Source organism: Brevundimonas sp. Bb-A (genome assembly GCF_009394735.1).
In the GTDB taxonomy this organism is placed as follows: Bacteria; Pseudomonadota; Alphaproteobacteria; order Caulobacterales; family Caulobacteraceae; genus Brevundimonas; species Brevundimonas aurantiaca.
Genome location: NZ_CP045456.1, coordinates 1,835,208 through 1,861,870 on the forward strand (window position 1 = coordinate 1,835,208; position 26,663 = coordinate 1,861,870).

Sequence of the window (26,663 nt, forward strand, 5' to 3'; positions counted from 1 at the left end):
CGGCTGTGCGCCCCGGCGAGGGGCGTCGTTTAGGCGGGCTTACACAGCGCGTCAAGCGACCTTTTTCGATAAGACGGGCCTCAGCGCGACGGGGCTGTGGGCGAAGGGACCGCCGCCGGTTGGGGCGGGGTGTGCGGACCCGCCAGACCGCCTGCAGCAGGCTCCTGGGCGGCGACGGCGGGGGCGGGCGGTTCGTAATAGACGCCGACGCCCGGCCCAAGCGGCAGGTCCAGCGTGACCCAGGCCGCCACCATGATCAGGCCGGCGACCAGGAAGGCCCCTGCATAGGGCAGCATGGTCGCCATCAGAGACCCCAGGCCGAAGCGCGGATCCCAGCGCTGGGCGAAGGTCAGGATCAGGGGGAAGTAGCTCATCAGCGGCGTGGCGATGTTGGTGACCGAATCGCCCATCCGATAGGCGGCGGTCGTCATCTCGGGCGAAATCCCCAACAGCATGAACATCGGCACCACGATCGGAGCCAGGGCGGACCATTTGGCCGAGGCCGAACCGATGAACAGGTCGAAGAAGCAGGAGACGAAGACCACGCAGATCAGCAGCAGGGGGGCGGGCAGGGCCAGGCTCTTCAGCTCGGCGGCGGCGTTGACCGCCAGGATCGGCCCCAGCCCCGACCAGTTGAACATGGCTACGAAATGGGCGGCGAAGAAGGCCAGCACGATATAGGGCGCCAACTGGGCTATGCCGTCGCGCATCATGCGGACCAGGTCCCGATGCGACTGGATTGACCGCGAACCGGCGCCATAGGCGGCGCCGGTCAGGAAGAAGGTCACGGCGAAGAAGGCCACCAGCGAACGGTACAGGGGATTGAACCTCTGTTCGGGCTCGGCCGTCGGATCGACGAAGGGCGAGCCGGGCAGGAGGGTGATCAGGGCCCAGAGGGCGATCATCCCCATCAGGGCCAGTCCGGCCCAGGCCAGGCCGCGCTTCTCATCGGCGGTCAGGGGCTGTTTCTCGGAGGCGGCGGGAGCGGCGGCGTCCGCCGACGGCGCCCACGGCCCCAGGCGCGGCTCGATCACCCGGTCCGTCAGGAACCAGACGATGGGGGTGAAGACCAGGACGACCCCGATGATGAAGAACCAGTTGCCGGCGATGTTCACCGAATAGGAGGGGTCGATCAGGTGGGCCGCCGGCTCAGTGATCCCCAGGATCAAGGCGTCGCTGGCGCCGGGAAACAGATTTCCGGCATAGCCGCCCGACACGGCCGCAAACCCGGCGGCCAGACCCGCCAGGGGGTGCCGACCCGCCGCAGCGAAGATGACCGCCGCCAGGGGGATGACCACGACATAGGAGGCGTCCGACGCATGGTGGGAGACCATGCCCGTCACAACCACGATCGGGGTCAGGATCGCCCGCGGCGCATTCAGCAGGGCGCCGCGAATCGCCGTGGCGAACAGGCCCGCCCTTTCCGCCACCGAAGCCCCGTAGATTATGGTGACGACGATCCCCAACGGCGGGAAGTCCGCCAGGGTGCGCGGCATGCCGATGATCAGCCGCTCAAGGTTTTCGGGCGACAGCAGGCTCTGGGCCGCCAGCCGATCGCCCGTCACCGGATTCACCGCAGACCAGCCCAGGGCCGCGCCGATCATGCTAAGCAGAATCAGGCCGCCGACCAGCCAGAGGAAGAGAAAGACCGGATCGGGCAGACGATTTCCGATCCTCTCGACCGTGTTCAGAAGGCGCGCGGCTGGATTCATCGTCGGACTTTCGGGTGCGAAATCAGGCCGTCAGTAGGGCCGCGCGCCGCCGAAGACGGCAAGCGCCCCACCTGCGACATATAGCCCGAAAACCTGCGACCGATTCGCAACAAAAAACCCGTCGTCACAGGGGTTTGAACCGCGCCGACGTTGGGTCTAAGAAGCCCCGAATCCCGCCTCTCCCCGGCGGCCGAGGTTCTTTGAATGAACGCATTTCTGCTCGAATATCTGCCGGTGCTGATCTTCGCCGGCGTGGCCGCCTTCATCGGCGTGCTTTTCATCGCCCTGCCGCTGCTGCTGGCGCCGAAAAATCCGGACGCCGAGAAGCTGTCCGCCTATGAGTGCGGGTTCAACGCCTTTGACGACGCGCGGATGAAGTTCGACGTCCGCTTCTATCTGGTGTCCATCCTGTTCATCATCTTCGACCTGGAAGTGGCCTTCCTCTTCCCCTGGGCCGTGTCGATGTTCGACCTGTCGCAGGCGGGCATGATCTTCGCCTTCTGGTCGATGATGGTCTTCCTGGGCGTCCTGACCATCGGCTTCATCTATGAATGGAAGAAGGGAGCCCTGGAATGGGAGTGATCGCGCCTTCGTCGCCGCTTCCCGGCGCAATGGTTCCCGCCAATTCGGCCGCCCGGTCGACGGTCGAGGGCTATGACCCCAAGGTCCATGACAAGTTCTTCGAGGCGGTGAACACCGAACTGGGCGAGCGCGGCTTCCTGACCGCCTCGCTGGACGACGTCATCACCTGGGCCCGCACCGGCTCGCTGATGTGGATGACCTTCGGCCTGGCCTGCTGCGCCGTCGAGATGATCCAGATGTCGATGCCGCGCTTCGACGTCGAACGCTTCGGCATGGCCCCGCGCGGCAGCCCGCGTCACTCGGACCTGATGATCGTCGCCGGCACCCTGACCAACAAGATGGCCCCGGCCATCCGCAAGGTCTATGACCAGATGCCCGATCCCCGCTACGTCGTGTCGATGGGCAGCTGCGCCAACGGCGGCGGCTATTATCACTACAGCTACAGCGTCGTGCGCGGCTGCGACCGCGTGGTGCCGGTGGACGTCTATGTGCCCGGCTGCCCGCCGACGGCCGAGGCCCTGCTGTACGGCCTGCTGCAGCTGCAGAAGAAGATTCGCCGCACGGGGACCATCGACCGATGAGCTCGCTGGCCGTTCAAGCCCAGTTCGAGGCCGCCTTGACGCCGATGGGCGCCGAGCTGGTCGGGGCGCTCGCCGGCGACGGCTGGGGCGTCGAGGCCCAGGTCGCCTTTGGCGAACTGACCCTGGTCGCGCCGCGCGAACACATCGTCGAGGTGATGACCGCCCTGCGCGACCGGTTCGGGTTCCAGCAACTGCTGGACGTCTGCGGCGCCGACTATCCGGATCGCGAAGAGCGGTTCGAGGTGGTCTATCACCTGCTGTCCCTGACGCGGAACGCCCGCATCCGGGTCAAGGTCGCCACCGACGAGGTCCAGCCGGTCCCGACCGTCTGCCACGTCTATCCGTCCGCCGGCTGGTTCGAGCGTGAAGCCTACGACATGTACGGCGTGATCTTCGCAGGCCATCCCGATATGCGGCGCCTGCTGACCGACTATGGGTTCGAAGGGCATCCGCTGCGCAAGGACTTCCCCATGACGGGCTATGTCGAGGTCCGTTACGACGAAGAGCAGAAGCGGGTCGTCTATGAACCCGTCAAGCTGACGCAGGAATTCCGCACGTTCGACTTCCTGTCGCCGTGGGAAGGCGCCGATTATCCGGCGCCCGTCCTGCCCGGCGACGAAAAGGCTGGAGTGAAGGGCTGATGGCTGACGGCGCCCGTATCCCTGCGTCCGCGAACAGCGGCGGCGGCGGAGATCCCTTCGAAGACATGCCGATGGATCACCGGACCGACCATGCCCGCGACATGGACGACCGCAAGTTCACCATCAACTTCGGCCCGCAACACCCGGCCGCGCACGGCGTGCTGCGTCTGGTGCTGGAGCTGGACGGCGAGATCGTCGAGCGTGTCGATCCGCACATCGGCCTGCTGCACCGCGGCACCGAAAAGCTGATGGAGGCCCGCACCTATCTGCAGAACGTGCCCTATCTGGACCGGCTCGACTATGTGGCGCCGATGAACCAGGAGCACGCCTTCTGCCTGGCCATCGAGAAGCTGCTGGGCATCGAGGTTCCGTACCGGGCTCAGCTGATCCGCGTCCTCTATTCGGAGATCGGCCGGATCGGGAACCACCTGCTGAACGCGACCATGCAGGCCATGGACGTCGGCGCCCTGACGCCCCCGCTCTGGGGTCACGAAGAGCGCGAGAAGCTGATGGTCTTCTACGAGCGCGCCAGCGGGGCGCGTCTCCACGCCAACTACTTCCGCCCCGGCGGCGTCCATCAGGACCTGCCGATGGACCTGATCGACGACATCGGTCGCTGGTGCCTGGAGTTCCCCAAGGCCCTGGCCGACATCGAGAGCCTGGTCACCGAAAACCGCATCTTCAAGCAGCGCAACGTCGACATCGGCGTGGTGTCCAAGGAACAGGCCCTGGCCTGGGGCTTCTCGGGCGTGATGCTGCGCGGCTCGGACATCGCCTGGGACCTGCGCAAGTCGCAGCCCTACGAGTGCTACGCCGAGATGGAGTTCGACATTCCGGTCGGCAAGAACGGCGACTGCTGGGACCGCTACCTCTGCCGCATCGAGGAGATGAAGCAGTCGGTGCGCATCATGGAGCAGTGCATCCATAAGCTGCGCAACTGCCCCGGCGAGCCGGTGATGGTCGAGGACAACAAGATCGTGCCGCCGCGTCGCGGCGAGATGAAGCGGTCGATGGAATCCCTGATCCATCACTTCAAGCTGTACACCGAAGGCTTCAAGACGCCGGAAGGCGAGGTCTATGCGGCCGTCGAGGCGCCCAAGGGGGAGTTCGGCATCTATCTGGTGTCGGACGGCACCAACAAACCCTATCGCGTCAAGATCTCGGCGCCGGGCTTCCGTCACCTGCAGGCGATGGACTGGATGAACCGCGGCCACCAGCTGGCCGACGTCTCCGCCATCCTGGGCTCGCTCGACATCGTTTTCGGAGAAGTGGACCGATGAGCGTTCGTCGTCTCGCCAAGGAACAGCCGGCCTCGTTCGCCTTTTCGAAGGACACCCAGGCCAAGGCCGAATGGTGGATCAAGAAGTATCCGGAAAACCGTCGCCAGTCGGCGGTGATCCCGATCCTGTGGCTGGTGCAGAAGCAGGAAGGCTGGGTCTCAGAACCCGCCATTCGCGCGGTCGGCGAACTGCTGGGCATGCCCTTCATCCGGGTGATGGAGGTCGCGACCTTCTACACCATGTTCATGCTGGAGCCGGTCGGCAAGACCGCCCTGATCCAGGTGTGCGGCACCACGCCCTGCATGCTGCGCGGCGCCAATGAGCTGATGAAGGTCTGCAAGGAGAAGATCGGTCCCAAGGACCATCTGTCCGCCGACGGCCGCTTCACCTGGCAGGAGGTCGAATGCCTGGGCGCCTGTTCCAACGCGCCCATGGCACAGATCAACGACTACTATTACGAAGACCTGACGCCCGAGACCATGGCCCAGGTCATCGACGACTTCGCGGCGGGCAAGGCGCCCAAGCCGGGCTCCTACATCGGTCGCCACAATGCAGCGCCGGCCGGCGGGGCCAAGACCCTGCTGGACCCGAAGCTGTATGACGGCTCGGCCGCCAAGCCGATCAAGAAACTGCCCAACAGCGATCCTGCTCCGGTCGAGAAGGCTCCGGCCTGATGCCTGCCCCTGACCTCGACAGCGACGAAGGCCGCGCCGCATACCGCAAGGAGCTGCGCCAGGTCGCGCGCCCCCTGCGCGCGGGCGGACTCGCGCTCGTGGTCGGCGCCGCCATGCTGATCCTGTTCACCCGGCAGGGCACGCCCGGCCTCGGCGACTGGGCCTATACGGCCTCCTACGTCATGCTGGGCCTGGGCTGGGCCTGCGTCATCGGCGCCGTCTACACCCGCACCCAACATCACCGACGCCGTATGCGCGAGCTGGAAGGCGCTTCGTCATGAGCGCGTCGATCTACTGTGGTTTCTTGAACTCGATGCAGCGTGCCGGGGGGCGCCATGTCGACGGATCAGAAGCGGGCAGGGCGCCGCGCGCCCAAGCGCGGCCGAGGCGGGTGGAGCCCCGCCGGGACAGGTCGATTGCTGGTCAATCTGGCCGGCGCGGCCAGTCTGTCGCTGAGCGCCGGGCCCGTATCGGCGCAAACCCCGCCCACATCCCCTTCGGTCGCACCCGCGACCGCTCCCTCTACGCCTTCACCCGGTCCTGCTGATGCTTCCGAACCGCGTAACAAACCCAGCCCTGAACCGCGTCAGCCGCCGCCCGGCCAACGCGATCTCGGCCTCGAACGCCAGTCCGCTCTCGGTCCCCCCCGTCGGCGTAGACGGAGGAGCAGCCTGATGGTCGGCATTCTCGAAGACAAGGACCGCATCTTCACCAACCTGTACGGCTTCCATGATTGGACGCTGGACGGAGCCAAGAGCCGCGGCGCCTGGAACGCCACCAAGGACATGCTGGACCTTGGCCGCGACTGGATCATCAATAACGTCAAGGCGTCCGGCCTGCGCGGCCGTGGCGGCGCCGGCTTCTCGACCGGGCTGAAGTGGTCCTTCATGCCCAAGGAAGTGAAGGATCGCCCTCACTACCTGGTCGTCAACGCCGACGAATCCGAGCCCGCGACCTGCAAGGACCGCGAGATCATGCGCCACGATCCGCATCTGCTGATCGAAGGCTGCCTGATCGCCAGCTTCGCCATGCAGGCCCACGCCTGCTACATCTATCTGCGCGGCGAATATGTGCTCGAGCGCGAGCGGATGGAGGCGGCGGTCAAACAGGCCTATGAGGCCCGGCTGATCGGCAAGGACAATGTCCATGGCTGGGACTTCGACGTCTATATCCACCACGGCGGCGGCGCCTATATCTGCGGCGAAGAGACCGCCCTGCTGGAATCCCTGGAAGGCAAGAAGGGCCAGCCGCGCCTGAAGCCGCCGTTCCCGGCCGGCGCGGGCCTGTACGGCTGCCCGACCACGGTGAACAACGTCGAGTCGATCGCCGTCGTCGGCACCATCCTGCGCCGCGGCGCGGACTGGTTCGCCAGCTTCGGCCGTCCGAACAACACCGGCACCAAGCTGATGTCGCTGTCGGGCCATGTGAACACGCCCTGCGTCGTCGAAGAGACCATGTCGATCCCGCTACGCCAGCTGATCGAAGAGCACGGCGGCGGCGTTCGCGGCGGCTGGGGCAATCTGAAGGCCATCATCCCCGGCGGCGCCTCCTGCCCGGTCATCACGCGCGAACAGGCGGAAACCGTGCTGATGGACTTCGATTCCATGCGCGAGGTTCGCTCGTCGCTGGGCACCGCCGGCGTCACCGTGATGGACGAGTCCACAGACATCGTGAAGGCGATCGCCCGCATCAGCTATTTCTTCAAGCACGAGAGCTGCGGCCAGTGCACGCCGTGCCGCGAGGGCACCGGCTGGATGTGGCGCGTGCTGGAGCGTATGGCCGTGGGCGAGGCCGATCCGTCGGAAATCGACCTGCTGCTGGACGTCGCCGGTCAGGTCGAGGGCCACACCATCTGCGCCCTGGGCGACGCGGCCGCCTGGCCGGTTCAGGGCTTGATCCGTCACTTCCGTCACGAGATTGAAGAGCGTATCGCCAACTACCGCAGCCGCCGCGCGAACTTCGCCGGCCACGCGATCGCGGCGGAGTAGGGATGCGCCGCTTGTCCGCCATCGTGATCGGAGCCTTGGCTCTCGCCGCTTGCGGCGAGCGCGAGGCTGCGCCCACGCCTGCGGAAAAGGTCGCGGCCGCGGCCAAGCCGTCCGACGCCGTGAAGACAGCGCCGGCGGTGCTGACCCCGGCCGATCTGCGCCGGGTCTGTCGCGCGGGCCTCGCCGCCATTCACGGGCAGCAGCCCGGCGCCGTCGCCATCGACGGCGTGGAGGGCGAGGTGGTCCACGCCTCTTGGCGCGCCCCGGTCGACGGCGGCCGGATGCGCGCCGATTGCCGCGTCGAGAAAGACCTGATCGTGTGGAAGCCGCTCGATCTGCCCGATCCAACCTTCGTGCGCTGGATGAACCAGTCGGACGATCCGGTGGTCCGCTACGTCATGGACGGCGAGACGATCACCATCACCCAGACCCTCCCGGATGGGACGACGGAACAGGCCGAATTGGCCGTTCCTGCTGAAGAAGAGGCCCGCTGATGCCAGTCGCCAAGGTCAACGGCGTCGAAGTTGAGTTCGAGCCCGGCATGACCGTGCTCCAGGTCGCCGAGCGCGCGGGGCAGGAAATCCCGCGCTTCTGCTACCATGAACGCCTGTCCATCGCCGGCAACTGCCGCATGTGCCTGGTCGAGGTGAAGCCCGGACCGCCCAAGCCCCAGGCTTCGTGCGCGCTTCCGGCCGCCGACGGCCAGGAGATCTTCACTGACACCCCGATGGTGAAGAAGGCCCGCGAAGGCGTGATGGAGTTCCTGCTCATCAACCACCCGCTGGACTGCCCGATCTGCGACCAGGGCGGCGAGTGCGACCTGCAGGACCAGTCCATGGCCTATGGCCGCGATGGTTCTCGCTACGCCGAGAACAAGCGCGCGGTCGAAGAAAAGAACATGGGGCCGACGATCAAGACCTTCATGACGCGGTGCATCCAGTGCACCCGTTGCGTTCGCTTCATCACCGAGGTAGCGGGCGTGCCGGACATCGGCATGATCTCGCGCGGCGAGGACGCCGAGATCACCACCTATCTCGAGAAGTCGGTCGCCTCGGAGCTGTCGGGCAATGTCAACGACCTGTGCCCGGTCGGCGCCCTGACCCACCGGCCCTGGCAATACCACTATCGCCCGTGGGAACTGAAGAAGACCGAGACCATCGACGTCATGGACGGCCTGGGCTCGAACATTCGCGCCGATTACCGCGGCTCCGAGGTCATGCGGGTCCTGCCGCGCGTGAACGAGGGGATCAACGAGGAGTGGCTGTCGGACAAGAGCCGCTATGTCGTCGATGGCCTGACCGCGCGCCGCCTGGACCGCCCCTGGATCCGCGAGAACGGCAAGCTGCGCGCCGCCACCTGGAACGAGGCGCTGGACGCCGTCGCCGCCAACCTGAAGGCCGCCTCGGCCGACCGCATCGGCGTCATCGCCGGCGACCTTCAGGACGCCGAGTCGATGAAGGCGACCCTGGACCTGTTCCGCGCCCTGGGCTCCAAGAACACCGACTGCCGCCAGGACGGCGCCGCCCTGGGCTATGGCCCGCGCGAGGGCTGGCTGTTCAACTCCGGCCTGGAAGGCATTGAAAAGGCGGACGCCATCCTGATCGTGGGCGCCAATCCGCGTGTCGAGGCGCCGCTGCTGAACGCCCGCCTGCGCAAGAGCTGGATCAAGGGCGGGGTCGAGATCGGCGTCATCGGCGAACAGGCCGACCTGACCTTCGACTACGCCTATCTGGGCGCCGGGTCCAAGACCCTGGCCAAGCTGCCCAAGTCGGCGATGGACTTCCTGACCAAGGCCGAGCGGCCGGCGATCATCGTCGGCTCGGGCGCGCTGGGCGGGGAGGGCGGCGGCGCCGTCCTGAACGCCCTGGGCGCCCTGGCCAAGAAGGTCGGGGTCGTGACCGACAGCTGGAACGGCTTCAACGTCCTGCACCACGCCGCCGCCCGTGTGGCCGGTCTGGATATGGGCTTCGTGCCGGCGGACGGAGGTCTGACGGCGGCGGACATGTTGAAGCCGGACGCGCTGGACGTGCTGTTTCTGCTGGGCGCCGACGAGGTCGATCCGACCGGTTCGAACGCCTTCCGCGTCTATCTGGGCAGCCACGGCGACCGCGGCGCCCACGGCGCCGACGTGATCCTGCCGGGCGCGGCCTATACCGAGAAGTCGGGCCTGTATGTGAACACCGAGGGCCGGGTGCAGATGGCCGAACGCGTCGTCTTCCCCAAGGGCGAGGCCAAGGAAGACTGGGCGATCATCCGCGCCCTGTCCGCCCGCGTCGACCAGACCCTGCCGTACGACACCCTGGACCAGCTGCGCGCCAAGCTGATGGCCGATCATCCGACCTTCGGCCGGATCGACTATCTGCCGACGCCGGCCGCCTTTGACCCCTCGAAACTGGGCGTCAAGGGAGACTTGGGCGACCGGGCCTTCACCTCGATCGTCGCCGATCCCTATCTTTCCAACCCGATCGCGCGCGCCAGTGCGACCATGGCCGAACTGTCCGCCCTGCGGATCGCCCCGGTCGCGATGGCGGCGGAGTAAGTCATGGACGCTGCTACCTCCTTTTGGGCCACGCCCGGCGGCTGGACGCTGATCACCCTCGGTCAGATCCTGCTGATCACCGTCGGCGTTCTGGTCGCCGTCGCCTTCCTGCTGCTGGCCGACCGCAAGGTCTGGGCCTCGGTGCAGATGCGCAAAGGGCCGAACGTCGTCGGTCCCTTCGGCCTGCTCCAGTCCTTCGCCGACATGATCAAATTCGTGCTGAAGGAGGTGGTCATCCCCTCCGGCGCGGACAAGGCGGTCTTCATCCTGGCGCCGGTCATCACCGTGGTCCTGGCCTTCATGGCCTGGGCCGTGATCCCCTTTGCGCCGGGCTGGGTGGTGTCGGACCTGAACGTCGGCATCCTGTACATCTTCGCCGTGTCGTCGCTGGGCGTGTACGGCATCATCATGGGCGGATGGGCTTCGAACTCGAAGTATCCGTTCCTGGGTTCGCTGCGTTCGGCGGCCCAGATGGTGTCCTATGAGGTCTCGCTGGGCCTGATCATCATCAATGTGATCCTGCTGGCCGGCACCATGAACCTGTCGCAGATCGTGGAAGGCCAGAGCGGCTATTTCTGGAACTGGTACGCCTTCGGCGGAGGGCAGGGGACCTGGCCCCTGATCGTGATCCTGTTCCCCATGTCGATCGTCTTCTTCGTCTCGGCCCTGGCGGAAACCAACCGCCCGCCGTTCGACCTGCCCGAAGCGGAGTCGGAACTGGTGGCCGGCTATCAGGTCGAATACAGTTCGACCACCTATCTGCTGTTCATGATGGGCGAGTACGTCAACATCGTCTTCATGTCGGCGATGATGACCATCCTGTTCTTCGGCGGCTGGAACCCCGGCTTCCTGTCGCAGGAGACGCTGGACGACCTGCCGGCCTGGATCGCCTATACGATCTATCTGCTGACCTTCGTCACCAAGACGGTCTTCTGGTTCCTGGCGATCGCCCTGGTGAAGGCCTTCGTGCCTCGCTTCCGCTATGACCAGCTGATGCGGCTGGGCTGGAAGATCTTCCTGCCTGCCTCTCTGGTCGCCGTGGTGGTCACCGCCGCCTGGCGCGTCTTCGCGGTGGGGGCCTAGATGGTCTCGCGCGCCGTCATCCTGGGCATGGCCGCGTCGGGGGGGCTCGCCGCCTGCACATTCGCGCCCATTCCCGCACCGGCGCCGACCGATCCCGCAGCGTCGCTGGAGCGGCGCGAGGACGGAGCGCGCCGTGACGGCGAGACGGTCAATCTGTGCCGGATGATGAACCGCGACGATCCCCGCTACAAGACGATGGACTGCAAGGACGTGCTGCGGAGGGCCGGAGCATGACCCGTCTGATCCTCCCGCTGCTGGTCCTCGCGCCCGTGATGACGGCCTGCGCCCCCGACACCCGGATGCCTGAATCCGGCTATCAGTGGCAGCAGCGCCAGGAGCGGATCGAGCGCGAATGGCGCGCCGCCCAAAGCCAGGTTCCAGCCCAGACCCCGACCAAGACCCAGGCCGTCGCCCCGGCCCAGACTTCAACCAACGGCGCCCCGGCGCCAGAGGATCGCCTCTGATGTTCACCCGTATCGCCCAGGCCGCCAAGGGCGCGATGATGCTCGACGCCATCGGCGCCATCGGCCTGACCCTCAAATACATGGCCCGCCCCAAGGCGACCGTGAACTATCCGTTCGAGCGGAACCCGCAATCGCCCCGCTTCCGCGGCGAGCACGCTCTGCGCCGCTATCCGAACGGTGAAGAGCGCTGCATCGCCTGCAAACTGTGCGAGGCCATCTGCCCGGCCCAGGCCATCACCATCGAGGCCGAGCCCCGCGCCGACGGCAGCCGCCGCACGACCCGCTACGACATCGACATGGTCAAATGCATCTACTGCGGCCTGTGCCAGGAGGCCTGCCCGGTGGACGCCATCGTCGAGGGCCCGAACTCGGAGTTCACCGTCGAAACGCGCGAGGAGCTGCTGTACGACAAGGCCCGGCTGCTGGACAACGGCGACCGCTGGGAACGCCATATCGCTAAGAATCTGGAACTCGACGCGCCTTACCGCTAAGGCGCTCACGCTAACGGGTCGGCGATTCCCAAACGGGGTCACGACCGAGACGAAAGGGGCCTCGTCCCGACATGCTGCAAGGCATAGCCTTCTATCTGCTGGCGGCGACCGCCGTGGTGTCCGGCCTTCTGGTCGTGACCGCGCGCAATCCCGTGCACAGCGTTCTCTTCCTGATCCTGGCCTTCTTCTCCTCTGCGGGTCTGTTCGTCCTTCTCGGCGCCGAGTTCCTGGCGATGCTGCTGGTCGTCGTCTATGTCGGGGCTGTGGCGGTGCTGTTCCTGTTCGTCGTCATGATGCTGGACGTCGACTTCCTGAAGCTTCGGGGCGGCTACGCCCGCTATCTGCCGATCGGGGCCATCGTCGCGGCCGTGCTGCTGTTCGAGATGATCCTGGTGTCCATCGCCGTGGTTCAGGGCGGCGCGACCGCCGGCCTGACGGCGCCGGGCGCGCCGAGCGCCGACATGACCAATGTCGAGGCGATCGGCCGGGTGCTCTATACGGACTATGTCTACTTCTTCCAGGCGGCGGGGATCGTGCTGCTGATCGCCATGATCGGCGCCATCACCCTGACCCTGCGCCACAAGCCGCATATCAAGCGCCAGAACATTTCGGACCAGGTCAACCGCTCCGCCGCCGAGGCGATGGAGGTCAAGTCGGTGCAGACCGGGCAGGGCGTCTCGCCCGAGGAGCTTCTCTGATGGAAATCGGTCTGATCCACTATCTCAGCACGGCCGCCGCCCTGTTCACCATCGGGGTCTTCGGCATCTTCGTGAACCGCAAGAACGTCATCATCATCCTGATGTCGATCGAGCTGATCCTGCTGGCCGTGAACATCAACTTCGTCGCCTTCTCGGCCTATCTCAATGAGGTGTCGGGGCAGATCATGGCCATGTTCGTCCTGACCGTGGCTGCGGCCGAGGCCGCCGTCGGCCTGGCCATTCTGGTGACCTTCTTCCGCAACCGCGGCGACATCGCCGTCGACGACGCCTCCGTGATGAAGGGCTGAGCGTGAACCTCCACACCCTGATCATTCTCGGGATCTTCGCCCCGCTGCTGGGCGCGACCGTCGCCGGCCTGTTCGGCCGCCGGATCGGCAACATCCCGTCGCAGACCGTCACGACCGGCCTGCTGTTCTTCTCGTGCGCCGTCGCCTGGACGGTCTTCGGCCAGTGGACCTGGGGCCATCTGGAGCCCTTCACTATCCGCCTGGCGCCCTTCATCAATGTGGGGGACTTCCAGTCGGCCTGGTCGATCCGCATCGACGCCCTGTCGGCGACCATGCTGATCGTGGTCACCAGCGTCTCTTCGCTGGTTCACCTCTACTCCTGGGGCTATATGGCCGAGGACGACAGCCGGCCGCGCTTCTTCGCCTATCTGTCCCTGTTCACCTTCATGATGCTGGCGCTGGTGACGGCCGCCGACTTCATGCAGATCTTCTTCGGCTGGGAAGGCGTGGGTCTGGCCTCCTATCTGCTGATCGGCTTCTGGTACAAGAAGCCGACCGCCAGCGCCGCCGCCATCAAGGCCTTCGTGGTCAACCGGGTCGGCGACTTCGGCTTCGTGCTGGGGATCATGACCGTCTTCTGGATGTACGGCACGATCGAGTTCGCCGAACTGTTCCCGCTGGTCGCCTCCAAGGCGGGGACGACCTGGGAGTTCCTGGGCGTCCAGTGGTCCGCGCTGGATCTGGCCGGCTTCCTGCTGTTCATCGGCGCCATGGGCAAGTCGGCCCAGTTCTTCCTGCACACCTGGTTGCCGGACGCGATGGAAGGCCCGACGCCGGTGTCCGCCCTGATCCACGCGGCCACCATGGTGACCGCCGGCGTCTATATGGTCTGCCTGCTGTCGCCGATCTATGAGCACGCCCCCGGCGCCGCCCAGATCATCGCCATCATCGGCGCGATCACGGCCCTGTTCGCCGCTACGGTCGGCCTGACCCAGAACGACATCAAGCGGGTCATCGCCTATTCGACCTGTTCGCAGCTGGGCTATATGTTCTTCGCGGCGGGCGTCGGCGCCTATCAGGCGGCCATGTTCCACCTGTTCACCCACGCCTTCTTCAAGGCCCTGCTGTTCCTTGGCGCTGGTTCGGTGATCCACGGCATGCACCACGAGCAGGACATGCGGAAGATGGGCGGCCTGTGGAAGCTGCTGCCGATCACCTATGCCGTCATGACCATCGGCACGATCGCCATCACCGGCCTGGGCATCCCCGGCGTCGGCGGCTTCGCCGGCTTCTATTCGAAGGACTCGATCATCGAGAGCGCCTACGCCTCGGCCGCCAGCGGCCATAGCGCAGTCGGGCTGTTCGCCTTCTTCGTCGGCATTATCGCCGCCGGTCTGACCGCCTATTACTCGTGGCGTCTGGTCTTCATGACCTTCCACAACAAGCCTGTGTGGAAGGAAGAGGGCGACGCTCACCACGCCGACGACCACGCCTCGCACGCCCAGCTGGAAACCCATTCCGAGCCGATCGCCGACGGTCACGACACGCACGGTCACGACGACCATGCCCACGACGACCACGGCCACCACGGCCCGCTGCACCCGCACGAGAGCCCCTGGGTCATGCTGGTTCCGCTGATCCTGCTGTCGGTCGGCGCCGTGGCTGCAGGCTTCGTCTTCGCGCCGCACTTCATCGGCCACCACGAGCATGAGTTCTGGCGTGGCGCCATCTTCACCGGCGAGCACAATCATGTGCTCCACGAAAGCCACGAGGTTCCGACCTGGGTGAAGTGGTCGCCCCTGATCCTGACCCTGATCGGCACGGCCTTCGCCTACTGGATCTATGTGGCGCGCGAGGGCATGGGCCGTCGCATGGCCGAGCGGGACGGCGCGATCTACCGCTTCCTGTACAACAAGTGGTACTTCGACGAGTTGTACGACTTCGTCTTCGTGCGCGGCTTCCGGGCCCTGGGCGACGCCTTCTGGAAGATCTTCGACGTGAAGATCATCGACGGCTTCGGCCCCAACGGCGCCGCCTGGGCCTCGCTGAAATCGGCCGGCTGGCTGTCCAAGTTCCAGTCCGGATTCCTCTACTACTATGCCTTCGTGATGCTGCTCGGGGTGGCTGGTCTGCTCACCTTCGCCATCCTCGCGTGGGGAGCCTGATCCCGTGCCCTACATCCTGAGCCTCGTTACCTTCCTGCCGCTGGTCGGCGCCCTGGCGATCTATCTCGCCCGGCTGGCCTCCAAGTCCCAGGACGCCGCCGCCCCGGCCGCGCGCTGGATCGCCCTGCTGATGACCCTGGTCGTCCTGGGCGTCTCGGTCGTGCTGGTCGCCGGTTTCGATCCGTCGAATACCGCCTATCAGTTCGTCGAAATGGTCCCCTGGTTCGCCGGGGCCAGCTATCATCTGGGCGTCGACGGGGTGTCGGTGCTGTTCGTCCTGCTGACGGCCTTCCTGATGCCGATCTGCATCCTGGCCAGCTGGAAGTCGATCGAGACGCGCGTCGTCGAATATATGATCGCCTTCCTGATCCTGGAGACCCTGGTCATCGGCGTCTTCACGGCTCTGGATCTGTATCTCTTCTACATCTTCTTCGAAGGCACCCTGGTGCCGATGTTCCTGATCATCGGCATCTGGGGCGGCGCCAACCGGATCTACGCGGCCTACAAATTCTTCCTCTACACCCTGCTGGGGTCGGTGCTGATGCTGCTGGCCATGCTGTGGATGTCGCACACCGCCGGCACCACCAGCATTCCGGAGCTGAAGCAGTACGCCTTCAGCCCCGCCGTTCAGCCCATCCTTTGGCTGGCCTTCTTCGCCTCCTTCGCGGTCAAAATGCCGATGTGGCCGGTCCACACCTGGCTGCCCGACGCCCACGTTCAGGCGCCGACGGCGGGCTCGGTCATCTTGGCCGGCATCCTGCTGAAGCTGGGCGGTTACGGCTTCATCCTGTTCAACGTGCCCATGTTCCCGGTCGCGTCCGAGATGTTCCGCCCCCTGGTCTTCACCCTGTCGGTGATCGCCATCGTCTATACCTCGCTGGTCGCCTGGCGTCAGACGGACATCAAGAAGCTGATCGCCTATTCGTCGGTCGCCCACATGGGCTTCGTCACCCTGGGCATCTTCTCGGGCAATGATCAGGGCATGCAGGGCGCCGTCTTCCAGATGATCAGCCACGGCCTGATCTCGGGCGCGCTCTTCCTGTGCGTCGGCGTCGTCTATGACCGGATGCATACGCGGGAGATCGCCTTCTACGGTGGCCTGACGTCGCGCATGCCCTGGTTCGCCGCCATCTTCCTGATGTTCACCATGGCCAATGTCGGCCTGCCGGGCACCTCGGGCTTCATCGGCGAAGTCCTGACCATGACGGGCGCCTATCAGGCCTCGACCTGGGCGGCCCTGGTGGCGGCGTCGGGCGTCATCTTCTCGGCGGTCTACGCCCTGACCCTGTATCGTTCGGTCATGTTCGGCGAGATCACCAATCCGAAGCTGATGACCATCGCCGACATCGACAAGCGTGAGCTGCTGCTGTTCGTGCCGCTGATCGTCGGCACCCTGTGGCTGGGCGTCCAACCCGGCGCCGTCCTCGATTACACCGGGCCCGCCGTCGAGGCCCTGACCAATGCCTATCGCGTCGCGATCGGCGGGTGAGACCAAGCATGCCTGATCTGTCCTCCGCCCTGCACCTCGCCGCCTCGGAGCTGACCCTCGCGGTCGGCGCCCTGGTCTTGCTGATGGTCGGCGCCTTCATCGGCGACAAGAGCGCCCGGCTGGTGTCCGTCCTGTCGGTCCTGCTGCTCATCGCCGCCGCCGCCATCGCCGTCATGGGACCGTGGGGCGTCGCCTTCAACGGCGCCTATGTGGCCGACCCCCTGGCCATCTACGGCAAGAGCGTCATCTATCTGTCCGCCGCCGTGGCCGTCGTGCTCGGCGACGGCTGGATGAAGCGCACCCGCATCGCCAAGTTCGAATATCCGGTCCTGATCGTTCTCGCGGCGGTCGGCATGGGGATGATGGCCTCCTCGGGCGACCTGATCTCCATGTATGTCGGCATCGAGCTGCATTCGCTGGCCCTGTACGTCCTGGCCGCCTTCCACCGCGACGACGCCAAGGCGTCCGAGGCGGGGTTGAAATATTTCGTGCTCGGCGCTCTGTCGTCCGGCCTGCTGCTGTACGGCGCCAGCCTGATCTACGGCTTCGCCGGCTCGATGCGGTTCGACGACATCGCCGCCTTCGCCCAGGACCATCCGGGCCCGGGCCTGGTGTTCGGCCTGGTCTTCCTGATCTGTGGTCTGGCGTTCAAGGTTTCGGCGGCCCCCTTCCACATGTGGACGCCTGATGTTTACGAAGGCGCCCCGACCCCGGTCGTGGCCCTGTTCGCCACCGCGCCCAAGATGGCCGCCATGGTGCTGATCGCCCGCGTTCTGGAAGGCGGCTTCGCCGAGGCCCACGCCCAGTGGTCGCAGGTCCTGATCGCCATCTCCCTGCTCAGCTTCGTGGTCGGCGCCTTCGGCGGCATCGCCCAGAAGGACATCCAGCGTCTGCTGGCCTATTCGTCGATCGCCAACATCGGCTACGCCCTGTTGGGCATCGCCGCGGGCACCAGTGCGGGCCTTCAGGCCATGCTGATGTTCATGACCCTGTATGTCATCGACCAACTGGGCTTCTTCGCCATCCTGCTCAGCCTGTCCAAGTCGGGCCGCCCGATCCGACGCATCGCCGATCTCGCCGGTCTGAAGAAGGATCGTCCGGTCACCGCTGTGGCCCTGACCGTCCTGTCCTTGTCGGTGCTGGGCATGCCGCCGCTGTCGGGCTTCTGGGCCAAATACTATGTGTTCGGGGCCGCTGCCTCCGCCGGCTTGTGGCCGGTCGCCGCTGTCGGTCTGGTCGCCTCGGTCGTCGCCGCCTTCTACTATCTGCGGATCATCAAGCTGATGTGGTTCGATGCGCCCGTGGATGAGATCGCGATGGACAAGGCCTCGCCGGAAACCAACGTCATCGGCTGGGCCTGCGCCGCCTTCGCCTTCCCCCTGGTGATCGTCGGTCTGACCTGGCTGGAGCCGCTGACCAAGGTTGCGAGCGCCGGCTTCGGGAACGGTTAGGGCGTTGACGCCCGCCCCCTTGGTCATCCTCGACGAGATCGACTCGACCAACGCCGAGGCCCGGCGTCTCGCCGAGGCTGGAGAAGCCGGGCCGCGCTGGATCGTGGCTCGGCGCCAGACCGCCGGTCGCGGTCGCCGCGGCCGCAAGTGGGAGACGGAACAGGGCAACCTGGCCGCCACCCTTTTGATCACCACGCCCAAGTCGGCGGCCGAGGCGGCCCAGGCCACCTTCGTCGCCGCCCTGGCCGTCGCCGACCTGCTGGACGTCTTCGTCTCGCCGGCCCTGGTCTCGATCAAATGGCCGAACGACGTCCTGCTGGACGGGGTCAAGGTCTCCGGCATCCTGGTCGAGTCCGGCGCCCATGCGAACGGCGACCTGTGGCTGGCCGTCGGCATCGGCGTGAACCTGGCCCATGCGCCGGACGATACAGAGCGGGGCGCGACTGCGATTGCCGAGCGCCTGCGCGCCGACCTGGCTTTCGCACCCCCCATCGAGGCCGCCGCCGAGATCCTGGCCGAGACCTTCGCCGTCTGGTGGGGGCGGTGGCAGACCCTGGGCTTCGAACCTGTGCTGGACGCCTGGACCAGCCGGCTGACCGGCCTTAACGGCCCCTGCGTCGCGCGACTGGACAATGAGACCCTGGAAGGCGTGGCCGAGGGTGTCGAGGCGGACGGGGCGCTGCGTCTGCGTCTGACCGACGGCTCCGTGCGGCTGATCTCGGCGGGCGACGTCTTCTTCGGCAAGGCGAACTGATGCTGCTCGCCATCGAACAGGGCAACACCAATACGCTGTTCGCCGTTCACGACGGTTCGGACTGGATCGCCCAATGGCGCGCCGCCACAGAGGCCAGCCGCACCGCCGACGAATACGCCGTCTGGCTGAACCAGCTGATGGTCATGAAGGGGCTTGAGTTCGCCGCCCTGACCGGCTGCATCATCTCCAGCGTGGTGCCGCAATCGATCTTCAACCTGCGCAACCTGTCGCGCCGCTATCTGAACATCGAACCCCTGGTGATCGGCGAAAACGCCGAGCTCGGCATCGACGTCCGCATCGCCAAGCCCAGCGAGGCGGGCGCCGACCGTCTGGTCAACGCCATCGGGGCCAAGCTTGTCTATCCGGGCGACCTGATCGTGATCGACAGCGGTACGGCCACCACCTTCGACATCGTCGCCGACGACGGCGCCTTCGAGGGCGGCCTGATCGCGCCGGGGATCAATCTGTCGCTCCAGGCCCTGCACGAGGCCGCCGCCAAACTGCCGCGCATCGCCATTCAGAAGCCCGAGCATGTGATCGGCAGGGGCACGGTCGAGGCCATGCAGTCCGGCGTCTTCTGGGGCTATGTCTCATTGATCGAAGGCTTGGTCGCGCGCATCAAGGCGGAATGGGCGCGGCCCATGACCGTCATTGGAACCGGCGGGGTCGCCAGCCTGTTCGAAGGCGCGACCGACAGCATCGATCACTTCGACCCTGATCTGACTATTCGCGGCCTCCTCGAAATCTGGCGTCGTAACGCCCATCTGACGGACTGAATGAAAAAGCAAACCCAAGACGAACTCGTTTTCCTGCCGCTGGGCGGCTCGGACGAGGTCGGTATGAACCTCAACGCCTATGGCTTCGGGCCAGAGGCTGATCGTGAATGGCTGATCGTCGATGTCGGCGTCACCTTCGGCGACCTGTCGACGCCTGGCGTCGACGTGATCGTGCCGGACCCCACCTATCTGGAAGGGGAGACGATCAAGGGCATCGTCCTGACCCATGCGCACGAAGACCATATCGGCGCCCTGGGCTGGCTGTGGCCGCGGCTGAAGGCGCCGGTCTACGCCACGCCCTTCACCGCCTATCTGATCCGCGACAAGCTGCGCGAGCGCGGCATTCTGGACGAGGTCGAACTGATCGAGGTTCCCCTGGGCGGAACCGTCGACATCGGCCCGTTCGGCGTCACCTTCGTCAACATGACCCATTCGATCGCCGAGCCCAGCGGTCTGGCCATCGACACCCCCCTGGGCACGGTGTTCCATACCGGCGACTGGAAGATCGACGACCAACCGGTCATCGGGACCAAGACGGACGCCCCGACCATCCGCGGCCTGGGCGACGAGGGCGTCCTGGCCATGGTCTGCGACTCGACCAATGTCTTCGTGCCGGGCGTGGCCGGGTCGGAAGGCGACGTGGCCGTGGCCCTGGCCAAGCTGATCTCGACTTTGAAGGGCCGGGTCGCCGTCGGATGCTTCGCCTCCAACGTCGCGCGGATGGACAGCGTCATCCGCGCCGCCGAGGCGTGCGGGCGTCGCGTCGCCCTGGCTGGCCGGTCGATGCACCGGATCACGGCGGCCGCCAAACACGTCGGCATGCTGCAGGACGTGAAGCCCTTCCTGTCGGACGAGGAGGCGCGCGTTTGGCCCGCCGACCAGATCCTGTACCTGTGCACCGGCAGCCAGGGCGAGGCGAGGGCGGCCCTGTCGCGCGTCGCCGACGGCACGCACCCCGTCGTGAAACTGGGCCTCGGCGACCACTGCATTTTCTCGTCGCGCCAGATCCCCGGCAACGAACTGGCCATCGGCAATCTGCAGGACCGTCTCGCGGACCGGGGCGTGCGCCTCTACACCGAGAAGGATCACCCCGGCATCCACGTCTCCGGCCACCCGTGCCGCGACGAGCTGAAGCAAATGTACGAATGGGTCCGGCCGCAGATCGCGGTTCCGACCCACGGGGTGCGCCGCTTCCTGCTGGAGCACGCCAACCTGGCCAAGGAAGTCGGGGTCAAGGAGACGGTGACCCCGCGCAACGGCGACATGGTCCGCCTGGCGCCCGGTCCGGCGCAGATAATCGACGAAGTGCCGAACGGCCGGCTCTATGTCGATGGCGGCATGCTGGTGACCGAACAGGGCGAGGCCCTGAAGGAGCGTCGCCACGCCTCGACCAATGGCGTGCTGATCGTCAGCTTCGCCCTGGACAAGCGCGGCCGGATCGTCAGCGACATCGACATCCGCAGCGTCGGCCTGCCGGGCGACACCGCCACGCCTCTGGGCGACGCCCTGGACAATCTGGCCGAGCGGGTCGAGCAGGTGGTCAAGAGCCTGAAGGGCGAGGCTCTGGAGGACGAACTGGTCATCGAACAGGCCGTCGCCCGCGTGCTGAAGAAGGCCAGCCAGCAGATCTGGGATCGCCGTCCCATCGTCGAGACGGTCGTCCTGCGGGTCTGACGGCGCCTTCCGCTGGCGCTCCGGTCATGAGCCGATCTATATCGCGCTCATGGCCGAACGACTCTTCCTGCTGAACCCCGACTGGCACGATGATCAGGGCGGGCCCTGGTTCTGCCCGCCCGGCGCCTATATCGAGGGCGTCCTGGCCTTCTATCCCCAGCTGCGGGAGGCGCTTGAGGTGGTCTATCTGGACCACCCCCGGCCGCGCGCGCCGGTCGTCGCCGAGGTCGGCGAGCCGCATCAGAGCTGCCCTATCCTGATCCTGGACGGCGAACTGGACTGGCCCGAGGCCCAGGTCAGCGAAGTCACCGGCCGCCGCTTCCTCCAGGACCACGCCATCGCCCCCTATCTGGCGGTCCGCTACGGGATCGGTCGGCCGCATCCCTGAGGGCGCGGCTGGGTCCTGCAGTCGATCTCTTCCAGGCAAGGCTGTATGCCTGGCTGATCTGCGGCATGGCGGGGACTCGTCGTGGGGAGGCTGATCCTCTAGATCGGTTTCAACCGGACGCTAAAGTTCCGACAGGAGGTCTCATGCCCATCGGCCCCGCCACCATGTTCGGCATCTACATCATCGTCTGGTGGACGGTTTTGTTCGCGGTCCTTCCGCTGGGAACCTCGCGCGAGACCCACACCCCGCCGACCGACGGCGCCCAATGGGGCGCCCCGACCACGCCGAATCTGAAACGCAAATTCCTCACCACCACCTGGGTGTCGGTGATCGTCTGGGCCTTCGTCATGGTGCTGATCTTCACCGGCTGGCTGCCCCTGCCGGACTTCTCGCGCGCCCCGGCTCTCTAAACGCCATCCCGGCCTAGCTTTCGCCCCGGTCCAGCGGCTAAAGCCTTGGTCTGTCTCTACGCCTAGGATTCCCCATCATGCGCCTGTCGCGCTTTTTCCTGCCCACGCTGAAGGAAGCCCCTTCGGACGCCCAGATTGTTTCGCACCAGCTGATGCTGCGCGCCGGCATGATCAAGCAGGAGGCCGCCGGCATCTACGCCTGGCTGCCGCTGGGCCTGAAGGTGCTGCGCAAGATCGAGCAGATCGTCCGTGAGGAGCAGGTGAGGGCGGGGGCGGTCGAACTGCTGATGCCGACCCTGCAACTGGCCGACCTGTGGCGTGAGAGCGGCCGTTACGACGCCTATGGCCCCGAGATGCTGCGCATCACCGACCGGCACGAGCGCGAACTTCTGTACGGCCCCACCAACGAGGAGATGATCACCGACATCTTCCGCGCCTATGTGAAGTCCTACAAGTCGCTGCCGCTGAACCTGTTTCACATCCAGTGGAAGTTCCGCGACGAGCGCCGTCCCCGCTTCGGCGTCATGCGCGGTCGCGAGTTCCTGATGAAGGACGCCTATTCCTTCGATGTGGACGAGGCCTCGGCCCGCAAGGCCTACAACCGCATGTTCGTGGCCTATCTGAACACCTTCGCCCGCATGGGGCTGAAGGCCGTGCCGATGCGCGCGGACACCGGCCCGATCGGCGGCGACCTGAGCCACGAGTTCATCGTCCTGGCCGAGACGGGCGAGAGCGCCGTCTTCTGCGATAAGAAGCTGGTCGAAATGCCGGCGCCGGGCGCGGACGTGGATTGGGATGATCTTCAATCAATCGTTGATCAACGAACCGCCCTCTATGCCGCGACCGAGGAAATGCACGACGAAGCCCGGTTCGAGGCCGAGACGGCCGAGGGCGACCGCCTGTCGGCGCGCGGCATCGAGGTCGGCCACATCTTCTATTTCGGCGAGAAATATTCGGCGCCGATGAAGGCCCGCGTCGCCGGTCCCGACGGCCAGGACGCCAATGTCCACATGGGCAGCTATGGCGTCGGCGTGTCGCGCCTGCTGGGCGCGATCATCGAGGCCAGCCACGACGAGGGCGGCATCATCTGGCCCGACGCCGTGGCGCCGTTCGACGTGGTGGTGATCAATCTGCGCGCCAATGACGAGGCCGTCTCCGCCGCCTGCGAGGACGCGGTGGCCCAGCTGGAAAAACTCGGCAAGGACGTGCTGTACGACGACACCGACGAACGGCCGGGCGGCAAGTTCGCCACCGCCGACCTGATCGGCGTGCCGTGGCAGCTGACCATCGGTCCCAAGGGGCTGGCCGACGGCGTGGTCGAGCTGAAGCGCCGCGCCACCGGCGAGAAGGTGTCCGTCCCCCTTGCCGAAGCCATCGAAAGGTTGACTGCTTGACCCTGCCGTCCCGTCCTTCCGGCGCCTTCTCCGCATGGGAGATCGGCCTGGCCGTCCGCTACCTGCGCGCCAAGCGCAAGGAGGGCGGGGTGGCGACGATCGCGGTGATCAGCTTCATCGGCATCATGCTGGCCGTCGCGGTCCTGATCAGCGTCATGAGCATCATGTCCGGTTTCCGTGCGGAACTGCTGGGCCGGATGCTGTCGTTCAACGGCCATATGTACGTCCAGGGGCCGGTCCTGACGTCGGAAGATCGGGACGCGGCCCTGAAGCGGATCGCAGCAGTCCCGGGCGTGGCCAGCGTCACCCCTCTGAACGAGAGCCAGAGCCTGGTCCGGGTCGGCAATTTCACGACCGGCGCCATGGTGCGCGGCGTGCGGCCCCAGGATCTTGCCACCACCAAATACGTCTTCGACAGCCTGACGCCCCAGGAGCGGGCGAACTTCGGCAAGGGCGCCTATGGCGGCGACCGCATCCTGATGGGCGCGGCCCTGGCCAATTCCCTGGGCCTGCGGGTCGGCGATCCCGTCACCCTCTATTCGCCCACCGGCGCCGACAGCGCCTTCGGCAATCTGGGCGGGCTGGAAAAGACCTATTTCGTCGGCGGTCTGTTCCGCTCGGGCACGGCCGATTTCGACCGCGCCTTCCTGTTCATGCCGCTGGAACAGCAGCAGCTCTTCTTCGGGAAGGAAGGCGTGTGGGACGCGATCGAGATCAAGGTCGATGACCCCGACCGGGTCGGCGAACTGACCCCCGCCATCCGCGACGCGGCCGGGCCGGGCTCGGTCGTCAGCGACTGGCGCGAGCGTCTGGCCGCCTTCTACGGCGCCCTGAAGGTCGAGCGGGTGGCGATGAGCATTATCCTGGGTCTGGTGGTCGCCATCGCAGCGATGAACATCATCTCCGGCATCGTCATGCTGGTGAAGAACAAGACGCGCGACATCGCCATCCTGCGCACCGTCGGCGCCAGCCAGTCTTCGATCCTGCGGGTCTTCTTCATGTCCGGCGCCCTGATCGGCGTGGCCGGGACCGTAGCGGGTCTGGTGCTGGGCCTGCTGTTCTGCTGGAACATCGGCGCCATCCAGCACGCCCTGGAAGCCATCCTGGGGGTCCAGCTGTTCAACGCCGACGTCTATCAGCTGGACGCCATTCCGGCCCTAGTCGATCCCGTCGACGTGACCTGGGTCGCCCTGCTGTCCTTCAGCATGAGCTGCCTGGCCAGCCTGCCGCCGTCGTGGACGGCCTCGCGCATCGATCCCGTGGAGGCGCTCCGCTATGAGTAGTCCCATCCTGTCGGTGCGCGGCCTGACCCGCACCTATGATACCGCGAGCGGCGGCCTGACCGTGCTGAAGGGCGTGGATCTGGACGTCATGCCCGGCGAGATCGTCGGCCTGATCGGTCCCTCGGGCTCGGGCAAGTCCAGTCTGCTGCATGCCGCCGGCCTGCTCGAAAGGCCGACCGAGGGCACGGTCGCCATCGACGGCGAAATGGTGGGCGATCTGGACGAGCGCGCCCGCACCCGCCTGCGCCTGTCGCGGATTGGCTTCGTCTATCAGTTCCACCATCTGCTGGCCGAGTTCGACGCGCGCGACAACGTCGCCCTGCCGATGCGGATCGCCGGCATGGGCCAGGCCCAGGCGCGCAAACAGGCCGAGGAGACCCTGACCGCCCTGGGTCTGGGCGAACGCCTGACCCACCAGCCGGCCCAGCTGTCGGGCGGCGAGAAACAGCGCGTCGCCATCGCCCGCGCCCTGGCCAACCGGCCCCGCCTGCTGCTGGCCGACGAACCGACGGGCAATCTTGACCCGAGCACCAGCCAGTCGGTGTTCGAAGCCCTGCGCGACCTGGCCAAGACCACGGGCGTCGCCGCCCTGATCGCCACCCATAATATGGAGCTGGCCGGCCACATGGACCGCGTCTTCGCCCTGAAGGACGGCCATCTGGAAGAACGGGCGGCCCAGAGCCAGACCTACTGAGCTAGGCGTACTGGTCTAGGTTCAATCGACATTCAGCCTACTGCGGTCAGGCCGCTCTTTCCGCGTCAGAGGGCCTTGATGCGGCGAGCGGGTTCATCACGGCGAGCACGGCGCATTCACAGCGGTCACGACGCCATCAGTACGCGCCGTGTTCGCCGTGATCTCGTCGTGCTCCGTTGTGATGAACCCACCTCAATCGGCGTTCCGCCGCCAGACGGTTTCCCTTCCGCTGACGCGGGAAGGAAGACCGACATTCAATGGAAGACTGACACTCAATGGAATAGAGTCTTCAACGCCCGAGGCGCCTCTCTTGGGTTGGCGGCTGCGCGCCGCCCGGCAGGACGGCGGCAGGCCCAATGTCGATTGGCCCTAGGCCTACTGATGGCCCGCCTGCCTCACCCCACCGCCGCGTCGCCCCAGATGGCCCGCAGCTGCTGGGGCCGGCGGCAGCCCTGGCGGTAGGCTTCGTAGTGGGCGCGGTGGCGGCGGGCGTAGTCCTGGTGCTCCGGGCCGGCGGGCCAGAACCTCTGGGCGCCGACGACCGGGGTGGTGAAGCTCTTGCCCAGCAGCCGCATGGCCGCGTCGCGCGACGCGACCGCCGTCGCACGCTGATCCGCCGTGGCGAAGACGGCCGTCCGGTATGACGGTCCTCGATCACAGAACTGTCCGTCCGGATCGGTCGGATCAATGGTGCGCCAGTAGCGGTCGACCAGGGCGCGATAGCTGACGACGCGCGGATCGAAGGTGACCTGGACCGCCTCCATATGGCCGGTCCCGCCGCGCACCACCTGCTCATAGGTGGGATTGGCCCTATGGCCCCCGACGAAGCCCGACACGGCCGACCGGACGCCGGGCAGGCCGTCGAACGCCTTTTCCTCAGACCAGAAGCAGCCTCCGGCGAAGACCGCCGTCTGAAATCGAGGCGCGTCGCGGGCCTGGGCGTCGGCCGCCGCACGGGGCAGGGCGAGCAGAACGAGTCCCGCGACGATGGCTCCGACGCCGGTCGGGCGGATCTTTGATTTGAGCATGGTCGTCTCCCTGCTTGCTCTACATACGACGGACGCGCGTGAGTGGTTTCGTACGGAACGCCCCTGTGGATAAGTGTGGGGTTGACGCGAACAAGAGGTGAACATAGAACAAGACGGGAACATTATTCATTGGAGATGAACCGTAATGCCGCGTTTGATGAGAGACCTGTTGTCGT

28 protein-coding genes are annotated in these 26,663 nt (G+C 66.3%); 26 read left to right on the forward strand and 2 right to left on the reverse strand.

The window, feature by feature from the left end; translation table 11 throughout:
* Nucleotides 1-80: 80 nt before the first annotated feature.
* Entirely contained in the window at nt 81-1,712 is a 1,632-nt protein-coding gene (locus BSP_RS09045; protein ID WP_054765526.1) for an AbgT family transporter, read from the reverse strand.
* 204 nt (nt 1,713-1,916) lie between these two features.
* Here BSP_RS09045 and BSP_RS09050 point away from each other — a divergent pair, with 204 nt between their 5' ends.
* From BSP_RS09050 to BSP_RS09175, 26 genes are all read left to right on the forward strand, one after another.
* Nucleotides 1,917-2,294 (forward strand): NADH-quinone oxidoreductase subunit A, encoded by a 378-nt coding sequence (locus tag BSP_RS09050; RefSeq protein WP_054765527.1) that lies wholly within the window; start codon nt 1,917-1,919, stop codon nt 2,292-2,294.
* The gene (locus tag BSP_RS09055; protein WP_152950061.1) at nt 2,264-2,875 is read left to right on the forward strand and encodes an NADH-quinone oxidoreductase subunit B family protein; all 612 of its coding nucleotides are present in this window, start codon (nt 2,264-2,266) and stop codon (nt 2,873-2,875) included. Before BSP_RS09050 ends, BSP_RS09055 begins: the two co-directional genes overlap by 31 nt.
* Nucleotides 2,872-3,516 carry an NADH-quinone oxidoreductase subunit C gene (locus BSP_RS09060; protein WP_054765529.1) on the forward strand — a complete coding sequence of 215 codons (645 nt, stop codon included), beginning with the start codon at nt 2,872-2,874 and terminating at the stop codon, nt 3,514-3,516. The genes BSP_RS09055 and BSP_RS09060 overlap by 4 nt, the downstream gene beginning before the upstream one ends.
* 65 nt (nt 3,517-3,581) lie before the next feature.
* Complete coding sequence (locus BSP_RS09065) at nt 3,582-4,796, forward strand: NADH-quinone oxidoreductase subunit D (protein ID WP_054766920.1); 1,215 nt, start codon at nt 3,582-3,584, stop codon at nt 4,794-4,796.
* Nucleotides 4,793-5,470 (forward strand): NADH-quinone oxidoreductase subunit NuoE, encoded by a 678-nt coding sequence (gene nuoE / locus BSP_RS09070; protein ID WP_054765530.1) that lies wholly within the window; start codon nt 4,793-4,795, stop codon nt 5,468-5,470. The genes BSP_RS09065 and nuoE overlap by 4 nt, the downstream gene beginning before the upstream one ends.
* Nucleotides 5,470-5,751 (forward strand): hypothetical protein, encoded by a 282-nt coding sequence (locus BSP_RS09075; protein WP_054765531.1) that lies wholly within the window; start codon nt 5,470-5,472, stop codon nt 5,749-5,751. Before nuoE ends, BSP_RS09075 begins: the two co-directional genes overlap by 1 nt.
* A 393-nt stretch (nt 5,752-6,144) precedes the next feature.
* Nucleotides 6,145-7,458: an NADH-quinone oxidoreductase subunit NuoF gene (gene nuoF, locus BSP_RS09080; protein ID WP_054765532.1), complete on the forward strand. Its 1,314-nt coding sequence runs from the start codon at nt 6,145-6,147 to the stop codon at nt 7,456-7,458.
* A gap of 2 nt (nt 7,459-7,460) precedes the next feature.
* The gene (locus BSP_RS09085) at nt 7,461-7,952 is read left to right on the forward strand and encodes a hypothetical protein (RefSeq protein ID WP_152950063.1); all 492 of its coding nucleotides are present in this window, start codon (nt 7,461-7,463) and stop codon (nt 7,950-7,952) included.
* Entirely contained in the window at nt 7,952-9,997 is a 2,046-nt protein-coding gene (gene nuoG, locus BSP_RS09090; RefSeq protein WP_152950065.1) for an NADH-quinone oxidoreductase subunit NuoG, read from the forward strand. The genes BSP_RS09085 and nuoG overlap by 1 nt, the downstream gene beginning before the upstream one ends.
* Nucleotides 9,998-10,000: 3 nt before the next feature.
* Nucleotides 10,001-11,080 (forward strand): NADH-quinone oxidoreductase subunit NuoH, encoded by a 1,080-nt coding sequence (gene nuoH, locus BSP_RS09095; RefSeq protein ID WP_152950066.1) that lies wholly within the window; start codon nt 10,001-10,003, stop codon nt 11,078-11,080.
* Complete coding sequence (locus tag BSP_RS09100) at nt 11,081-11,314, forward strand: hypothetical protein (RefSeq protein ID WP_054765536.1); 234 nt, start codon at nt 11,081-11,083, stop codon at nt 11,312-11,314.
* Nucleotides 11,311-11,544 (forward strand): hypothetical protein, encoded by a 234-nt coding sequence (locus tag BSP_RS09105; protein ID WP_054765537.1) that lies wholly within the window; start codon nt 11,311-11,313, stop codon nt 11,542-11,544. Before BSP_RS09100 ends, BSP_RS09105 begins: the two co-directional genes overlap by 4 nt.
* Entirely contained in the window at nt 11,544-12,035 is a 492-nt protein-coding gene (nuoI, locus tag BSP_RS09110; RefSeq protein WP_054765538.1) for an NADH-quinone oxidoreductase subunit NuoI, read from the forward strand. The genes BSP_RS09105 and nuoI overlap by 1 nt, the downstream gene beginning before the upstream one ends.
* 71 nt (nt 12,036-12,106) lie before the next feature.
* Nucleotides 12,107-12,733: an NADH-quinone oxidoreductase subunit J gene (locus tag BSP_RS09115; protein ID WP_152950068.1), complete on the forward strand. Its 627-nt coding sequence runs from the start codon at nt 12,107-12,109 to the stop codon at nt 12,731-12,733.
* A complete protein-coding gene (gene nuoK, locus BSP_RS09120; protein WP_054765540.1) occupies nt 12,733-13,041 on the forward strand; it encodes an NADH-quinone oxidoreductase subunit NuoK in 309 nt (102 codons plus the stop codon). Before BSP_RS09115 ends, nuoK begins: the two co-directional genes overlap by 1 nt.
* 2 nt (nt 13,042-13,043) lie before the next feature.
* Nucleotides 13,044-15,146: an NADH-quinone oxidoreductase subunit L gene (gene nuoL / locus BSP_RS09125; RefSeq protein ID WP_152950070.1), complete on the forward strand. Its 2,103-nt coding sequence runs from the start codon at nt 13,044-13,046 to the stop codon at nt 15,144-15,146.
* 4 nt (nt 15,147-15,150) lie between these two features.
* On the forward strand, nt 15,151-16,635 hold the full coding sequence (locus BSP_RS09130) for an NADH-quinone oxidoreductase subunit M (protein WP_054765542.1): 1,485 nt from the start codon (nt 15,151-15,153) through the stop codon (nt 16,633-16,635).
* 8 nt (nt 16,636-16,643) lie between these two features.
* Nucleotides 16,644-18,086 (forward strand): NADH-quinone oxidoreductase subunit NuoN, encoded by a 1,443-nt coding sequence (gene nuoN, locus BSP_RS09135; protein ID WP_152950071.1) that lies wholly within the window; start codon nt 16,644-16,646, stop codon nt 18,084-18,086.
* Nucleotides 18,087-18,090: 4 nt separating this feature from the next.
* The gene (locus BSP_RS09140) at nt 18,091-18,840 is read left to right on the forward strand and encodes a biotin--[acetyl-CoA-carboxylase] ligase (protein ID WP_152950073.1); all 750 of its coding nucleotides are present in this window, start codon (nt 18,091-18,093) and stop codon (nt 18,838-18,840) included.
* Nucleotides 18,837-19,616, forward strand: a complete 780-nt coding sequence (locus tag BSP_RS09145) for a type III pantothenate kinase (protein WP_152950075.1) — start codon at nt 18,837-18,839, stop codon at nt 19,614-19,616. Before BSP_RS09140 ends, BSP_RS09145 begins: the two co-directional genes overlap by 4 nt.
* Nucleotides 19,617-21,290 (forward strand): ribonuclease J, encoded by a 1,674-nt coding sequence (locus BSP_RS09150; protein WP_054765546.1) that lies wholly within the window; start codon nt 19,617-19,619, stop codon nt 21,288-21,290.
* A gap of 49 nt (nt 21,291-21,339) precedes the next feature.
* Nucleotides 21,340-21,678 (forward strand): DUF3088 family protein, encoded by a 339-nt coding sequence (locus tag BSP_RS09155; RefSeq protein ID WP_152950076.1) that lies wholly within the window; start codon nt 21,340-21,342, stop codon nt 21,676-21,678.
* Nucleotides 21,679-21,821: 143 nt separating this feature from the next.
* Nucleotides 21,822-22,088: a DUF1467 family protein gene (locus tag BSP_RS09160; RefSeq protein WP_054765548.1), complete on the forward strand. Its 267-nt coding sequence runs from the start codon at nt 21,822-21,824 to the stop codon at nt 22,086-22,088.
* A 77-nt stretch (nt 22,089-22,165) separates the two neighbouring features.
* Complete coding sequence (gene proS / locus BSP_RS09165) at nt 22,166-23,482, forward strand: proline--tRNA ligase (RefSeq protein WP_054765549.1); 1,317 nt, start codon at nt 22,166-22,168, stop codon at nt 23,480-23,482.
* Nucleotides 23,479-24,765 carry a lipoprotein-releasing ABC transporter permease subunit gene (locus BSP_RS09170; RefSeq protein WP_152950078.1) on the forward strand — a complete coding sequence of 429 codons (1,287 nt, stop codon included), beginning with the start codon at nt 23,479-23,481 and terminating at the stop codon, nt 24,763-24,765. The genes proS and BSP_RS09170 overlap by 4 nt, the downstream gene beginning before the upstream one ends.
* On the forward strand, nt 24,758-25,459 hold the full coding sequence (locus tag BSP_RS09175; RefSeq protein ID WP_054765550.1) for an ABC transporter ATP-binding protein: 702 nt from the start codon (nt 24,758-24,760) through the stop codon (nt 25,457-25,459). Before BSP_RS09170 ends, BSP_RS09175 begins: the two co-directional genes overlap by 8 nt.
* A gap of 395 nt (nt 25,460-25,854) precedes the next feature.
* Here the strand turns inward: BSP_RS09175 and msrA are convergent, their stop codons facing one another.
* Entirely contained in the window at nt 25,855-26,487 is a 633-nt protein-coding gene (gene msrA, locus BSP_RS09180) for a peptide-methionine (S)-S-oxide reductase MsrA (RefSeq protein WP_054765551.1), read from the reverse strand.
* Nucleotides 26,488-26,663 lie beyond the last annotated feature (176 nt).